Origin of the sequence: Veillonella parvula, from assembly GCF_002005185.1 — a bacterium.
GTDB classification, from domain to species: domain Bacteria; phylum Bacillota; class Negativicutes; order Veillonellales; family Veillonellaceae; genus Veillonella; species Veillonella parvula_M.
Genome location: NZ_CP019721.1, coordinates 1,794,696 through 1,809,749, shown reverse-complemented (window position 1 = coordinate 1,809,749; position 15,054 = coordinate 1,794,696). Strand labels below are relative to the sequence as shown.

The 15,054-nt window shown below is 36.1% G+C and carries 16 protein-coding genes; 15 read left to right on the top strand and 1 reads right to left on the bottom strand.

Annotated features, from left to right (window positions below):
• Position 1 precedes the first annotated feature (1 nt).
• The 12 genes from B1A77_RS08355 to B1A77_RS08300 all read left to right on the top strand — a co-directional run bounded on the left by B1A77_RS08355 (position 2) and on the right by B1A77_RS08300 (position 12,072).
• Complete coding sequence (locus tag B1A77_RS08355; protein WP_077708477.1) at positions 2 to 1,393, top strand: sensor histidine kinase; 1,392 nt, start codon at positions 2 to 4, stop codon at positions 1,391 to 1,393.
• On the top strand, positions 1,394 to 1,972 hold the full coding sequence (locus B1A77_RS08350) for an ANTAR domain-containing response regulator (RefSeq protein WP_077708476.1): 579 nt from the start codon (positions 1,394 to 1,396) through the stop codon (positions 1,970 to 1,972).
• Between the two features lie 131 nt (positions 1,973 to 2,103).
• A complete protein-coding gene (groES, locus tag B1A77_RS08345) occupies positions 2,104 to 2,385 on the top strand; it encodes a co-chaperone GroES (RefSeq protein ID WP_077708475.1) in 282 nt (93 codons plus the stop codon).
• 112 nt (positions 2,386 to 2,497) lie between these two features.
• The gene (gene groL, locus B1A77_RS08340; protein ID WP_077708474.1) at positions 2,498 to 4,123 is read left to right on the top strand and encodes a chaperonin GroEL; all 1,626 of its coding nucleotides are present in this window, start codon (positions 2,498 to 2,500) and stop codon (positions 4,121 to 4,123) included.
• 333 nt (positions 4,124 to 4,456) lie between these two features.
• Positions 4,457 to 4,873 (top strand): DoxX family protein, encoded by a 417-nt coding sequence (locus B1A77_RS08335; protein WP_004696040.1) that lies wholly within the window; start codon positions 4,457 to 4,459, stop codon positions 4,871 to 4,873.
• A gap of 63 nt (positions 4,874 to 4,936) precedes the next feature.
• Positions 4,937 to 6,193: a diaminopimelate decarboxylase family protein gene (locus B1A77_RS08330; RefSeq protein ID WP_008714049.1), complete on the top strand. Its 1,257-nt coding sequence runs from the start codon at positions 4,937 to 4,939 to the stop codon at positions 6,191 to 6,193.
• Positions 6,194 to 6,487: 294 nt separating this feature from the next.
• Positions 6,488 to 7,231, top strand: a complete 744-nt coding sequence (sufC, locus tag B1A77_RS08325) for a Fe-S cluster assembly ATPase SufC (RefSeq protein WP_004696035.1) — start codon at positions 6,488 to 6,490, stop codon at positions 7,229 to 7,231.
• Positions 7,232 to 7,239: 8 nt separating this feature from the next.
• Positions 7,240 to 8,649 (top strand): Fe-S cluster assembly protein SufB, encoded by a 1,410-nt coding sequence (sufB, locus tag B1A77_RS08320; protein ID WP_004696034.1) that lies wholly within the window; start codon positions 7,240 to 7,242, stop codon positions 8,647 to 8,649.
• Between the two features lie 9 nt (positions 8,650 to 8,658).
• On the top strand, positions 8,659 to 9,705 hold the full coding sequence (locus B1A77_RS08315) for a SufB/SufD family protein (protein WP_004696032.1): 1,047 nt from the start codon (positions 8,659 to 8,661) through the stop codon (positions 9,703 to 9,705).
• A 12-nt stretch (positions 9,706 to 9,717) separates the two neighbouring features.
• On the top strand, positions 9,718 to 10,947 hold the full coding sequence (locus B1A77_RS08310; protein ID WP_004696029.1) for a SufS family cysteine desulfurase: 1,230 nt from the start codon (positions 9,718 to 9,720) through the stop codon (positions 10,945 to 10,947).
• Positions 10,948 to 10,961: 14 nt separating this feature from the next.
• Positions 10,962 to 11,387, top strand: a complete 426-nt coding sequence (gene sufU / locus B1A77_RS08305) for a Fe-S cluster assembly sulfur transfer protein SufU (protein WP_004696027.1) — start codon at positions 10,962 to 10,964, stop codon at positions 11,385 to 11,387.
• Position 11,388: 1 nt separating this feature from the next.
• Positions 11,389 to 12,072 carry an HAD hydrolase-like protein gene (locus tag B1A77_RS08300; protein ID WP_004696982.1) on the top strand — a complete coding sequence of 228 codons (684 nt, stop codon included), beginning with the start codon at positions 11,389 to 11,391 and terminating at the stop codon, positions 12,070 to 12,072.
• A gap of 80 nt (positions 12,073 to 12,152) precedes the next feature.
• Here the strand turns inward: B1A77_RS08300 and B1A77_RS08295 are convergent, their stop codons facing one another.
• Positions 12,153 to 12,659 (bottom strand): S-adenosylmethionine decarboxylase family protein, encoded by a 507-nt coding sequence (locus tag B1A77_RS08295; RefSeq protein ID WP_004696023.1) that lies wholly within the window; start codon positions 12,657 to 12,659, stop codon positions 12,153 to 12,155.
• 213 nt (positions 12,660 to 12,872) lie between these two features.
• Here B1A77_RS08295 and B1A77_RS08290 point away from each other — a divergent pair, with 213 nt between their 5' ends.
• From B1A77_RS08290 to B1A77_RS08280, 3 genes are read left to right on the top strand one after another with little or no spacing between them, the layout of a single operon-like run.
• On the top strand, positions 12,873 to 13,352 hold the full coding sequence (locus B1A77_RS08290; protein WP_004696020.1) for a CtsR family transcriptional regulator: 480 nt from the start codon (positions 12,873 to 12,875) through the stop codon (positions 13,350 to 13,352).
• Between the two features lie 6 nt (positions 13,353 to 13,358).
• The gene (locus B1A77_RS08285; protein WP_077708473.1) at positions 13,359 to 13,898 is read left to right on the top strand and encodes a UvrB/UvrC motif-containing protein; all 540 of its coding nucleotides are present in this window, start codon (positions 13,359 to 13,361) and stop codon (positions 13,896 to 13,898) included.
• A 9-nt stretch (positions 13,899 to 13,907) separates the two neighbouring features.
• Positions 13,908 to 14,969: a protein arginine kinase gene (locus tag B1A77_RS08280; RefSeq protein ID WP_077708472.1), complete on the top strand. Its 1,062-nt coding sequence runs from the start codon at positions 13,908 to 13,910 to the stop codon at positions 14,967 to 14,969.
• Positions 14,970 to 15,054 lie beyond the last annotated feature (85 nt).

Sequence of the window (15,054 nt, the reverse complement as noted above, 5' to 3'; positions counted from 1 at the left end):
CGTGGATATTGGTCAAGATATTTTAAATAGAACACCATTAGGACCATTACAAACCTCATTACTTGAGCATATTAGTAAACTCATATCCTTTGGCGAGTCTTTAACTCGTCAAAGGATACAGATTTTTACACCCCTACTAGAGACAGGACAAGGTGAGAGATTACAACAATGTGCAGATATGCTATGCATAGAACGCAGTGATCAAGGGATTACTACACGTCATTTAAAAGGCAGTCATACGTGGCATGCTATGATGAAAGATGGTCAACCACTTATCGGGTTAGATGACAAGCAGCGTCAATATGTCTTTCCTATCGTAGACAACGGAGGTCGTATTATTGGGGGGATATCTTTTACATTATCACCATCTATTAAGGCAGAACAATATGAGCAAGAATACCTTTTGTCTGATACGATGCAACGTCTTATGCTGACGGCTACTGATGAACAAATATTGTCTTACGAACCCATGTCCTATTTTGATGGTTTAATTATTTTCGACGACACTTATAAAATACTGTATGCTAACGATGCAGCTATGAAGTTAGTAGATGTATTAGGCTTTGATCGTCGCTTGGTAGGTTCATCAATTTTTAGCAGTACCTTAAAGATGTCCGCTATACAGCAGGTATTATTAGATAGAAGTATACGTATAAATGAAGAAATCTATCAAGATATGGTAATTCGTCAGCACATGATTCCTATTGCTATGGGGCGCAATGAAACGAGGTGCTTTTTAGTTCTTCATGATTGTACTCGTGAAAGTAAACAGCAACAAGAATTATTGGTTAAAAATTCCATTATCAAAGAGGTTCATCATCGTGTAAAAAATAACTTACAAACTGTAGCAGGGTTATTGCGTATGGAGGCGAGACGCTCTAGCTTGCCAGATGTAAAGCAAGCACTCCAAGAGGGGATTAATCGCATCGAGAGCATGGCTCTAGTTCACGATATAGTGTCTCATTACGATGAGGATTATATTGGTATACGATCAATTTACGATGAATTATGTCGTTTGTTGCGTATGAGTATGGTGCGACAAGACCAAGAGGTTACTTTTACTTATAGTGGCGAAGATATGCTAATTTCTTCTCATATGGCAAGTTATGTATCTCTTATTATTAATGAATTGATTACGAATAGCTTAGAACATGGGTTAGACGGGAATCGTGGAAATGTTCATCTAGCAGTTACTAATGCAGGTAGTACAATTAAACTGGCTTTTACAGATAACGGAAAAGGATTGCCTAGTGATTTTTCTGTTTCGTCTAATAAACGGTTAGGTTTAACAATTATTAATAATTTAGTTACTCATGAATTAAAAGGAAGTTTATCCATAGAAAATACTGGAACAGGTGTATTGGTGACGATATATATGAAAAAGGAGGCATAAATGCGCGTTTTAATCGTGGATGATGAATCCCTAATACGTATGGATTTACGAGATATTATTGAGTCTTGTGGTCATGAAGTCGTTGCAGAAGGTACAAATGGTGTTGAAGCTTTAGCACTTTGTAAAAAACATAAGCCAGATATTATATTGATGGATGTTAAGATGCCAGAATTAGATGGTATTGAGGCGGCACGTCAAATTGGCTTTCACCATGAAGCACCTGTAGTATTATTAACAAGTTATAGCCAGCAAGATTTAATCGATAAGGCTCGAGATTCTGGTGTATATGGCTATTTAATTAAACCAGTACGGGAGGAACAGTTAGTTCCTACCTTAGAGATGGCTTTAGGTCGCTATAAAAGTGATGCTCAGTTGCGCGAAAAGATGGCTGAGTTAGAACAGTCATTAGAAGATCGTAAAATCATTCAAAAGGGAACTGGTATATTAATGGAACTATATTCTATATCTGAAGCGGAAGCGTATAATCGCATTCGCACCTTAAGTATGAATAAACAAATATCTATTATAGAAACATGTAATCTCATTATTAAACAGTCTAATAAGTCAAATAATATCTAAAAAGTCAAAAAATCAAAATTAGTACTTGCAATTATTTTAACTTCGGTTATAATAATACTTGTAATTAGCACTCGATGAGTTAGAGTGCTAATAAATTATGGAGATTAACTAGTAAAAAGGAGTGACATTATATGTTAAAACCATTAGCTGACCGCGTTCTTATCCGTCTAGAAGCAAAAGAAGAAAAAACTAAAAGTGGTATCTTCCTTCCTGATACAGCAAAAGAAAAACCTCAAGAAGGTGTAGTTGTAGCTGTAGGTGCTGGTAAAGTATATGACAATGGTCAACGTGTAGCTCCAGAAGTTAAAGTTGGCGACACTGTTATGTTCGCAAAATATGCTGGTAGCGAATTAGAAATTGATGGTGCTACTCATTTGATTGTTAGCGAACGCGATATTTTAGCAGTATTATAATCGCTAATTTATAGTCTATATGACTATAAAAACTGATGATGCATTCTATATTGCCTAAGGGCACATATATTTCGTTACATTGGATAGTGTTACTATTTAGGAGGTAATACATATGGCAAAAGAAATCTTGTTTAATGAAGAAGCTCGTCGTGCTTTAGGTCGTGGCGTAGATCAATTAGCAAATGCTGTAAAAGTTACATTAGGTCCAAAAGGTCGTAATGTTGTGTTGGATAAAAAATTCGGTTCCCCAACAATTACAAATGATGGTGTAACTATTGCTCGCGATATCGAACTTCCAGATCCATTTGAAAATATGGGTGCTCAGTTGGTAAAAGAAGTTGCTACTAAAACTAACGACGTAGCAGGTGATGGTACTACTACTGCCACAGTATTGGCACAAGCTATGATTCAAGAAGGTATGCGCAATGTAGCAGCTGGTGCTAACCCAATGATTTTGAAAAAAGGTATTGAAACAGCAGTAAAAACTTTAGTTGAAGAAATCAAAAAACGCTCTATTAAAGTTTCTGGTAAAGCTGAAATTGCTCAAGTTGCAAGTGTATCTGCTGCTGACGAAGAAATCGGTGGTTTGATTGCTGAAGCTATGGAAAAGGTTGGTAATGACGGTGTTATTACTGTTGAAGAATCCAAAGGTTTGCAAACTGCATTAAATGTAGTAGAAGGTATGCAATTTGATCGTGGTTACATTTCCCCTTACATGGTAACTGACCCTGATCGTATGGAAGCTGTTATGGATAACCCATATATCTTGATCACTGATCGTAAAATCAGTGCCATCGCAGATATGTTGCCAACACTTGAAAAAGTAGTAAAAGTAGGCAAAGAACTTCTTATTATCGCTGAAGATGTAGAAGGGGAAGCGTTGGCTACATTAGTAGTAAACCGTTTGCGTGGTACATTCAAAGCTGTAGCCGTTAAGGCTCCTGGCTTTGGTGATCGTCGTAAAGCTATGCTTGAAGATATCGCTATCTTAACTGGCGGTACGGTAATCACTGAAGATATGGGCCGTAAGCTTGATTCTGTAGAACTTGAAGATCTTGGTACAGCTCGTCAAGTTCGCATCACTAAAGATGAAACTACAATCATTGATGGCGCAGGTGATAAAGATGTAATTACTAAACGCGTTAACCAAATCCGTGCACAAGTTGAAGAAACTACTTCTGATTTCGACCGTGAAAAATTACAAGAACGTCTAGCTAAATTGTCCGGTGGTGTTGCAGTTATCGAAGTAGGTGCTGCTACAGAAGTTGAAATGAAAGATAAGAAACTTCGCATTGAAGACGCATTGAACGCAACCCGTGCAGCTGTCGAAGAAGGTATCGTAGCTGGTGGTGGTACTACATTCATCGATATCATCCCTGCATTGAATACATTGAAAGCTACTGGTGATGTTCAAACTGGTATTAACCTTGTAAAACGCGCTGTAGAAGAACCACTTCGTCAAATTGCATACAACGCTGGTCTCGAAGGTTCTGTAGTAGTAGAAAAAGTTAAAAATACTGAAGCTGGTGTAGGTTTCAATGCCTTGACTGAAGAATACATCGATATGGTTAAAGCTGGTATTGTTGACCCTGCAAAAGTTACTCGTTCTGCCCTTCAAAATGCCGCATCTATCGCATCTCTTGTATTAACTACTGAAACAATCGTAGCTGATAAGGTAGATGAAAATGCAGCAGTTCCTGCAATGCCTCCAATGGGTGGTATGGGCGGTATGATGTAATCAGCTGCTTAGAATTAATTTTATAAGAAATATAATAATCCTAATGAATTGTGAATTACATTTTTTCATATTCATTAGGATTATTTTTTACTGATAAATTAATCTATTGTAAGGGTGTAATGTTTTAAATTTCAAATTTCAAAAAAACTATGATTGTATTTAAGCTGACTATATTATGTTGATTACATCGATAAAATTGATTTTGTATACAATGTATGATATAATTCTATAGAATTTAATAGTGAGTCTTATTGACATAGTTATTCTCTAATAGTATAATTAATGTATCGAATTTATTCGATTTGCTATATTTGAATTGAAAGAAGGATCACTATGTTGAACTTTATTTTTAAAAGTAAACCTAATTATGTAAACTTTGGCTTATTGATTTATCGCCTTGCATTGGGCATTTCCATGTTTTATCATGGTTATTTAAAATGGCTTAGCGGAGCTGAAGGGCTCTACAAAGTAGGGACTATGTTAGCACCTTTAGGTGTATCCGGTGGTTATGAGATGTTAGGCACTATGGCAGCACTTGCAGAAATGATTGGTGGTATTCTCATTGCAGTAGGATTATTTACACGTATTGGTGCTATTCTAGTTGTAGGTACTTTAGCAACTGCGACTATTGTGAGTTTGAATGGTAGTTTCTTTAGCTGGGACTACCCATCTCAATTAGGCTTTGGTGCACTTATGTTATTTTTTGCTGGTGCTGGTCGCTTTAGTTTAGATAAAGCTTTATTTAAATAATTAGGAAATTAGAATAAAAGACTCATCGGCTGATGAGTCTTTTATTTATGTAGAAAGGTTATCATGAACAAAAAAACAGTTCCATTCACGTCAGAACAATTAGAAAATATTATTGCTCAGTATCCAACTCCATTCCATATTTATGATGAAGAAGGAATTATTGAGAATATGAAATCTTTCATCAATGCATTCTCTTGGAATAAGGGATTCAAGCAATATTTTGCAGTTAAAGCAACTCCAAATCCGTATATCATGCGTTTGTTACAAAAGCTTGGGGTTGGCGCAGACTGTTCTTCCTTAGCGGAACTACTTTTATGTGAAAAAGTGGGTATTACGGGCCATGATATTATGTTCACATCTAATGACACACCATATGTGGAGTATAAAAAGGCACTTGAAATGGGTGCAATCATCAATCTTGATGATATTACACATATCGAATATTTAGAAAAAAATCATGGCTCTTTGCCAGATACATTCTGCGTGCGTTATAATCCGGGTTCTTTAAAGGAAGGGGGCAATACAATTATTGGCCTTCCTGAAGAAGCTAAATATGGTATGACACGCGAACAAATATTTGAAGCGTATAAACAATTACAAGCTAAAGGTGTAAAACACTTTGGTATTCATACAATGGTTGTTTCTAACGAACTTGATATTGACGGTTTAGTTGGTACAGCAGAGCTTTGCTTTAATCTTGCTGTAGATATTAAAAAAGAACTTGGTATCACTGTTGAATTTATTGATTTAGGTGGAGGTGTAGGTGTAGCTTATAAACCAGAACAAACACCAGTAGACTTCCGCGTATTAAGCAAGGGTGTAGAAGAAGCGTATAATCGGATTTTAGTAGCTAATGGACTTAATGATGTAGCATTGGCTTATGAATGTGGGCGTATGGTAACAGGTCCATTTGGTTATCTTGTTTCTACTGCTATTCATAAAAAAGATATTTATCGTCATTACATCGGTTTAGATGCTTGTATGGCAAATCTTATGCGTCCGGCGTTGTATGGCTCTTATCATCACATTACCGTAATGGGGAAAGAAAATGATCCCAAGGATCATGTATATGATGTAACAGGCTCCTTATGTGAAAATAATGATAAATTTGCTATTCAACGAGAGCTGCCAAAAATTGATATTGGAGATCGTGTCATCATTCACGATGCTGGTGCACATGGACATTCTATGGGTTTCAATTATAATGGTAAATTACGTTCTGCAGAGTTATTGCTACATAAAGATGGATCTGTTACACAAATTCGTCGTGCTGAAACATACGATGATTTATTTGGAACTCTTGATTTTTCAAACCTATAATTTAATATTGAGAATCGAATAGGATGAGAATTAATATTAATAAAAACCTATCAATATATGTAATACTTGATATTCTTTTAATTCCTGTATATTTTAGTAGGAATATCTTGCTATCATTTAGATAAGAATGTATAATGAGTGTAGATTGTTATGCACATACTTGCTAAGTTGGCGAGAATTACGGCGGTATTCACGTTAGTGCGTACCGCCTTTTTATATGTGTCAGTATATACGTTTTATATATAACGAGTGTATGTTTCTTATGGTTACATACAAATAAAAGGAGTGAACATTTTGGCTGAATTACTTCAGATAAAAGATTTAAAGGTATCTGTTGAAGAGAAACAAATCTTGAAAGGTATTGATTTAACAATTAATAAAGGTGAAATTCATGTTGTGATGGGGACAAATGGTGCTGGTAAATCTACACTTGCTAATGCAATCATGGGTAACTCTACATATACAGTAGATAGTGGTTCTATCATTTTTGATGGTAAGGATATTACGGAAGATGCAGTAAACGATCGTGCAAAAGCGGGTATTTTTATGTCCTTCCAAAATCCAATTTCTATTCCTGGTATTACTGTAGAAAACTTCATTCGTACAGCTAAATCCACAATTACTGGTGAAAATGTACGTGCATTATCTTTCAAAAAAGAATTGAAAGAAAAAATGGATGAATTGTCCTTTGATTTATCTTATGCGCAACGTTATGTAAATGAAGGCTTCTCTGGTGGTGAACGCAAGAAGAATGAAATTCTTCAAATGTCCATTTTGAATCCTAAATTGGCTATTCTTGATGAAACTGATTCTGGCCTTGACGTAGATGCGGTTCGTATCGTATCTGAAGGTGTACAACGTTTCCATAACGAAGAAAATGCTGTATTAATCATTACTCATCATAACCAAATCTTGCAAAAACTAAAACCAGACTATGTTCATGTGTTGATTAATGGCAAGATTGTTAAAACTGGTGATGCTTCTCTTGTACGTGAAATCGAAGAAAAAGGTTATGACGCATACAAAGCATTAGCATAGGAGGCATAATGGAAGAAAGAAAGAAAACCCAAGTCGCGGATATGGACCGTGGCGTCTATGATATAAAGAACGAATTTGAATATTCTTATATCTCTGATGCCGGTTTAACAGAAGATATTATCCGTGAGATTTGGTCTAATAAAAATGAACCAGAATGGATGCTCGATTTCCGTTTAAAGTCTTTGGAAATCTATAATCGCATGGGCATTCCGAATTGGATTCCTGATATCTCGGGCTTAGATATGGCAAATATTCATACGTATGTTAAGCCTAAAGTAGATATGAAAGAAAACTGGGATGAAGTTCCAGAAGAAATTAAAAGTACTTTTGACCGCTTAGGTATTCCAGAAGCGGAAAAAACATCTCTAGCTGGTGTTGGTGCTCAATATGATTCTGAAGTTGTTTACCACAGTATTCAAGAAGATCTTGTTAAGCAAGGTGTTATCTATACTGATATCGAAACAGCATTACATGAACATGAAGAAATCGTAAAAAAATACTGGATGACATTAATTCCACCTACAGACCATAAATGGGCTGCCCTTCATGGTGCCGTTTGGTCTGGTGGTTCCTTCGTATACGTTCCTGCCGGTGTACAAGTAGAGATTCCATTGCAATCTTACTTCCGTTTGAATGCACCAGGTGCTGGTCAGTTCGAACATACGATGATTATCGTAGAAGAAGGGGCTAAATTGCACTTTATCGAAGGTTGTTCTGCTCCTAAGTATGATGTGTCTAACCTTCATGCAGGCGCTGTTGAACTGTTCGTTAAAGATAATGCTACATTGCGTTATTCTACAATTGAAAACTGGTCTAAAAACATGTACAACCTTAACACAAAACGTTGTGTAGTAGGTAAAAATGGTACAATTGAGTGGGTATCTGGTTCCTTTGGCTCCAAAGTTTCTTGTTTGTATCCAATGAGTATTCTCAACGGTGAAGGTGCACATGCTGAATTTACAGGTGTAACATTCGCTGGTGAAGGACAATTCCTCGATACAGGTTGTAAAGTGGTACATAATGCACCATATACAACAAGTAATGTAAACTCTAAATCTATTTCTAAATCCGGTGGCGCTGCAATTTATCGTGGCCTTTTGAAGATTGGCCCTAAAGCTGAGCATTCCAAAGCAACCGTTTCTTGTGAATCCTTGATGCTTGATGCTGAGTCTCAATCTGATACAATCCCGGCTATTATTGTAGAAAATGACAATGTGGATTTAGGTCATGAAGCTAAAATCGGTCGTATTTCCGACGAAGCAATTTTTTATCTTATGACTCGTGGTATTAGTGAAGAAGAAGCTCGTGCGATGCTCGTTCGTGGCTTCGTAGAGCCAATCTCTAAAGAATTGCCACTTGAATATGCAGTAGAAATGAACAATCTAATCAATCTTGAATTAGAAGGTTCTATCGGTTAAGGAGGAATTATGAGCGAATTACTATTTAATGAACTCCCTAGACCGACATTCAGATGGTTGCGTGTTAATCATACTGTAAGCTCTCTAGCTGGAGAAGATACAGCGGTACAATCCATCGCTGTGGAAGCTAATAAAGATATACTTTCACCATTACCTGTTGGTACAGCATTACTAGATGGTAATTATGAAGGTGCTAATAAAGAAGCTGTTCATGTATTAGTTGAAAAAGCGGAAGGCTATGCTATCAATGTGCCTCCTAAGGCGAAAGAAGTTGTAGGCATCCGCATTGATGCTAATGCTCGTGTGGCAAACCGTTTCCAATTTATCGTTGGTGAAGGTGCTGAACTAGAAGTGCAATTTTATGTAACGGGCTCTGGGGATGCATTGACAAATGTTAGCTATTTAAACGAATACGATGTGAAAGAAGCTGGTAAGGTTGTAGTAAAAAAGGTAAATCTTTTGCCTGAACATGTACAACATATCGAGCATCGATACACTAAATTAGAAGAAAAAGCAGATGTAGAATACATCAATATTGAAATTGGTGGCAGTGAAAATATCTTGAATTACTATCATGATTTAGTAGGTCAAGAATCCCGTATGGTTCATGATATTGCTTATCTTGGTAATAAAGAGCAAAAATTTGATATTTCTATGGTTATGAGTCATGGTGGTAAAAAATCATTTAGTGATATTCATACCTTAGGTGCTCTTAGTGGCAATTCTAAAAAATCCTTCAGAGGGACCCTTGATTTTCTTAATGGAGCAACAGCTTCTGAAGGTGCGGAAGAAGATACTTGCTTATTGTTAGATCCAACTGTAAAATCTGTTTCGTTACCACTTTTATTGTGTAAAGAAGATAATGTAGTTGGTAATCATGCAGCAAGTGCAGGCCAAATTGATCATAATAAATTGTTCTATATCATGAGCCGTGGCTTTAGTGAGGTAGAGGCAAAACATATCATTGTTGAATCTATGATTCGACCTATTATTGATCGCATTGGTGATGAAACGATTGAAGAAGCAGCGTTAGCAGCTGTACGTAATAAAATTTAAAGAGGCGTTTTTATGAGACCAATTGCAGAAGCATACAAAGACTTTCCTATATTACATAAAGAGCATAATGGGCATCGTGTTATCTATTTAGATAGCGGTGCTACTGCTCAAATTCCACAGTCCGTAATTGACCGTGTTGTGGAACATATGACACAACGTAATGGTAACCCACATCGTGGTTCTCATATTTTAGCCATTGAAGCATCTGAAGACTATGAAAATGCACGGGATCGCGTAGTTGAATTTATCAATGCTCGTGAACGCGAAGAGGTTATATTTACACGTAATAGTACGGAGTCAATGAACTTGATTGCCCACAGCTATGGCCTTCATAATGTGAAAAAAGGTGACAAGATTGTCATTACTGTTGCTGAACATCATGCGAATCTTGTAACATGGCAATATGTGGCAGAACAGACGGGGGCAACCTTAGAATACATGTATCTTGATGAACATGGGCACTTAAAGGATGGTGAAATCAATAAAATTGATGAAAAGACTAAAATTGTTGCTTTCGCTCATGTTAGTAACGTGCTTGGTATGGAATTCCCAGTAAAAGAATTAACTGAGAAGGCTCACTCTGTAGGTGCTATTGTTGTTCTAGACGGTGCTCAATCTACACCTCATAAAAAAATTGACGTACAAGCATTGGATTGCGATTTCTTCGTATTCTCTGGCCATAAAATGTGTGCATCTCAAGGGATTGGTGTACTATACGGTAAACGTGATTTATTAGAAACTATGCCTCCATTCCTATTGGGTGGCGATATGATTGAGTATGTAAAAGAACAAACTGCTACATTCAATGAGCTTCCATATAAGTTTGAGGCAGGTACTCCAAATGCTGATGGTGCTGTTTCCTTGCATGCAGCTATTGATTATTTGGAATCCTTTGGAATGGATGCTATAGAAGCCTATGAAGAGGAGTTAGTAGCTTATATTCTTCCTAAGATTGTTGAATTGCCACATGTCCATGTTATTGGTTCTCAAAATCCTAAGGAAAAACATGGCGTTATTGCGTTCACTGTAGATGATGTACATCCTCATGACGTAGCTACGATTTTGGATTCTAAGGGAATCTGCGTTCGTTCCGGTCACCATTGTGCACAACCATTAGGTGCGTTCTACAATGTATCTGCATCTACTCGTTTAAGTATGTACTTATACACTCGCAAGGAAGATTTAGACGCATTCCTTGAAGTATTAAAGACTGTTCGTTCAGTAATGGGTTTTAAAGATTAGGAGAATTACCACTAATGGAAATGGATCAATTATATACGGAACTTATTTTGGAACATAACCAAGATAAACGTAATAAGCATGAATTATCTGAATTTACAAATTCTGAACATGGACATAACCCTAGTTGTGGTGATGATCTAACATTACAACTCAATGTAGTAGATGGTATCATTAAAGATGCTGCATATACAGGTTCTGGCTGTGCTATTAGCCAAGCATCTGCATCTATGATGATTGATATCATTAAGGGCAAATCTGTTGAGGAAGCGCTTCGTTTAGTAGAAATTTTCTTGGGTATGATTAAAAAAGAGATTACCGATGAAAATGAGTTAGAAGAATTAGAAGATGCTATGGCTCTACAAAATATTTCTAACATGCCAGCACGTGTAAAATGTGCAGTTCTTGCATGGCATACATTGAAAGAGGCTTTAAAGAAATAATATGAAGAAAACGATATTATTTGATTTAGATGGAACCTTAACTGACTCTCAAGAAGGTATTCTTAAAAGCATTAAATTTGCATTGGAACATTTCGGTTATACTGTACCTGATGAAGAAACATTACAATTGTTCTTAGGACCACCATTGGTGGATGCTTTCCAAGAACATTGTGGTTTGACCTTTGAGCAAGCGGAAGAAACATACTTTAAATTCCGTGAACGTTATGGTACCATCGGTAAATTTGAAAATAAAGTATATCCGAATATTGTAGACTTATTGGCTAAATGCAAAACTGAACAATATACTATAGCTGTAGCTACTGCAAAACCAGAACATTATGCTAAAGATATTCTTGATCACTTTGAATTGACACCATACTTTGATGTTATTGTTGGTGCTAATTACGAAGCGGGATTGTTACACAAAAAAGAAATTCTTGAAAAAGCTCTCACGCTATGTGGCAACCCATTAACTGATGAAAATGGTCGTCGATTGACATTCATGGTTGGAGATCGTAAGTACGATGTAGAAGCAGCTAATGAACTTGGCTGTATCTCCATCGGTGTTACCTATGGTTACGGTACGGAATCTGAGTTAAAAGAAGCGGATGCCGAATATATCTGTGATGATGTTGATGAGATTGCTGATGTTCTCAATCTTGAAGAAATGATGGTTCGTAGATAAGCTATATAAATAGAATTACATATCAACCAAAATTAAAAGCTAGAGGAAATCCTCTAGCTTTTTTGCATCTTCATTTTATGTTATTTTTTTAGGCCACTCTTTTTAGCTAATGTTTTGATAACCTTAGCACTTTGTTTTTTCAACTTGCCCCCTGTTTGTTTGAGTTGGATACGTGTACGAGAAACACGACCAAGTGTAGTAATCTTAGTTTTTCGACGTGGCTTCATATCACGTTCGTTACCAAAGTCGCCACGTTGCACACTTGTTGCCTTTACTTTTTCAGCTCTAAAAGATTTACGTAAGGCTTTCATAATTAATGTAAGCGGTAATGTTTGCTCGAAGGAATATAAATCAACTGCTACATAACCAAGTGCAGGATATGTGTGCAATGTAAAGTGAAAACCTGGTGCGACAGAAAGGAGGGCGATTTCCTCATCCATAACCTGACAACTGATTTCATCAACATCAAGTTCAGCTAAGTCAAATGCGGTTGCTACACTTTCTTGTACAGCTGTAGCGGATGAAATTGCGTCTTCATCGCAGGAATATAAATCAATTAACAGTTCTTGTCCTAATGCTTCTGCCATAACAACACCTTCCTTCAGAAAATAATATCTCATTTATTATACATAGATTTAAGGATTAAGTCCAATTATATGAGAATACATTAAAAGTCAAACGTTATTTTTATGAAATTTGACTTTTATATTGACTAAAGTCAAAAAGTCAAATATAATAGAATTATGCTAAAGAACAAATAGTCAAAACTATAGTAAATAAACTTTAAAGGGGTGTTTTTTATGAGTATGATAGCTGATAAAATAGAAAAATTTATATTAGACCGTATGCGTGAAGAACAAGAAAAGCTAATTTTAAAGCGTAATGAATTGGCTGATGAATTAGATTGTGCGCCATCCCAAATTAGTTACGTATTAAGTACGCGTTTTTCTAATGAGCGCGGTTTCGATGTTGAGTCAAGACGTGGCTTGGGTGGATATATTCGAATCAAAAAAATTAACCCAGAAAGTTCAGATTCTTTACCTGCTGTTACAACTTATCGGATTTATGAAGGTCCAAATACGGTAGAACGATTAATTGATATGCGAGATGTAGATCAATCATTATTTCAATTATTACAATCTGAAAAGATTACCCGTCGTGAAGCTCAATTGATGCATAATTCTTTTGCTACATTAATTGAAAATGTAGACGTAGAAGAACGTAATGATGCTGTTCGTCAATTATATGCATCAATGGTGGACACTTTGCGGAAGGAGTGATGATTTGTGTTATGTGATCATTGCCATAAAAATGAAGCTACTATCCATATGACTAATATCATAAATAATCAAAAGACTGAGCAACATCTTTGCAGTACTTGTGCCACCGAGTTACAACAAGCTGGGAAATTATCTCCTTATAGTTCTTTTATGAATGATATGTGGGATAATAACTTTTTTACTAATGATTTTTTTAAGAATATGGTGTATCCAGATAACTTATTAAAAGCTCATCAATCTAAGAGATGCCCTCAGTGTGGTATTACTTATGATGAATTCAATCGGGTAGGTAAGTTTGGCTGTGGTCAATGTTATGAGACTTTTAATAGTGAAATAAATCCATTATTAGAACGAATACAAGGTAGTTCTGAGTATGAAGGGACTATACCTAGTCGTGGTACTAATGTTTTTAAAGCAAAGTATGAAGTAAAGCAATTGCGCCGTCAATTAGATACAGCTATTCAAGCTGAAAACTTTGAAGAAGCTGCAATTTTGAGAGATAAAATTAAAAATCTAGAAGTTATCATTGATGGTGATAACGAATAGGAGGTTCTTATGTTAGATACTATATTGGACTCTCCGCTAAGTCAGTGGCTGTGTCAGGATACAGAGGCGACAGACCACATTGTAATTTCAAGCCGTATACGATTGGCGAGAAATTTTGATGATATATTGTTTACGAATCGTGAAGATACAGTTTCCTTAGAAAAAGTGAATACAATCTCTCGAGGCCTATTGCCAATATTAAAAAAGGCTGATGAGCACCAATATACAAATATTAGCCTTGAGCAATTAAGTCAATGTGAACGTGCTGTCTTAGTTGAAAAGCATTTAATGAGTCCTGCTTTAGAGGAAGAATTACCGTATCGTAATTTGATCGTATCTGATGATGCTTCTATCGCAATTATGGTAAATGAAGAAGATCATTTACGTATTCAATCTATGGCTCCAGGACTTAAATTGCAACAAGCTTATAATCATGCGGTTCAAATTGATAAAGCTATCGAAGCAAAATACCCTTATGCCTTTGATGAGCGATTTGGTTATTTAACTGCTTGCCCCACTAATGTGGGTACAGGTTTACGGGCCTCTGTTATGTTACATTTACCCGCATTGACGTTATCTGGTCGTATTACGAGACTCATTCGTAACATAATACAACTAGGTTACTCTGTACGAGGGTTGTATGGGGAAGGTTCCGAAGCTTTAGGTTGTATTTACCAGATTTCTAATCAACGAACGATGGGTATTAGTGAAGAAGCAACTATTGAGCAATTGATTAAAATCGTAGAAGGAATTATTGCAGAAGAACGAAAGTCTCGGCAATCTTTATTACACAACGATAAAGAAGGTTTGGAAGATATACTTTGGCGATCCTATGGAATTTTACAATATGCACGACGTGTAAGCGGTAAAGAGGCACTTAGTAAGCTTAGCGACATTCAATTAGGTGTAGATTTAGAAATATTACCATTCTGGGGTAAAGATACTTTTAATGAGCTTGTTGCTATAACTAGACCAAACTTCCTCTCTAAATACTTAGGTAGTGAAAATTTGACAGATACCGATCGCGACAGCTATCGTGCAAAGGTGATACGTCAAAAACTTTCAAATTAATATAAGTACATAAATAATTAATGCATAATTATTTATTTTGTATAGATTGATTTATATAATTTTCTTAGTTTATTGTTAAGAGATT

Bases quoted from the DNA above. Each gene is read 5' to 3' on its own strand.
- B1A77_RS08350 (WP_077708476.1), top strand. From the start codon at position 1,394: ATGCGCGTTTTAATCGTGGATGATGAATCCCTAATACGTATGGATTTA.
- groES (WP_077708475.1), top strand. From the start codon at position 2,104: ATGTTAAAACCATTAGCTGACCGCGTTCTTATCCGTCTAGAAGCAAAA.
- groL (WP_077708474.1), top strand. From the start codon at position 2,498: ATGGCAAAAGAAATCTTGTTTAATGAAGAAGCTCGTCGTGCTTTAGGT.
- B1A77_RS08335 (WP_004696040.1), top strand. From the start codon at position 4,457: ATGTTGAACTTTATTTTTAAAAGTAAACCTAATTATGTAAACTTTGGC.
- B1A77_RS08330 (WP_008714049.1), top strand. From the start codon at position 4,937: ATGAACAAAAAAACAGTTCCATTCACGTCAGAACAATTAGAAAATATT.
- sufB (WP_004696034.1), top strand. From the start codon at position 7,240: ATGGAAGAAAGAAAGAAAACCCAAGTCGCGGATATGGACCGTGGCGTC.
- B1A77_RS08315 (WP_004696032.1), top strand. From the start codon at position 8,659: ATGAGCGAATTACTATTTAATGAACTCCCTAGACCGACATTCAGATGG.
- B1A77_RS08310 (WP_004696029.1), top strand. From the start codon at position 9,718: ATGAGACCAATTGCAGAAGCATACAAAGACTTTCCTATATTACATAAA.
- sufU (WP_004696027.1), top strand. From the start codon at position 10,962: ATGGAAATGGATCAATTATATACGGAACTTATTTTGGAACATAACCAA.
- B1A77_RS08300 (WP_004696982.1), top strand. From the start codon at position 11,389: ATGAAGAAAACGATATTATTTGATTTAGATGGAACCTTAACTGACTCT.
- B1A77_RS08295 (WP_004696023.1), bottom strand. From the start codon at position 12,659: ATGGCAGAAGCATTAGGACAAGAACTGTTAATTGATTTATATTCCTGC.
- B1A77_RS08290 (WP_004696020.1), top strand. From the start codon at position 12,873: ATGAGTATGATAGCTGATAAAATAGAAAAATTTATATTAGACCGTATG.
- B1A77_RS08280 (WP_077708472.1), top strand. From the start codon at position 13,908: ATGTTAGATACTATATTGGACTCTCCGCTAAGTCAGTGGCTGTGTCAG.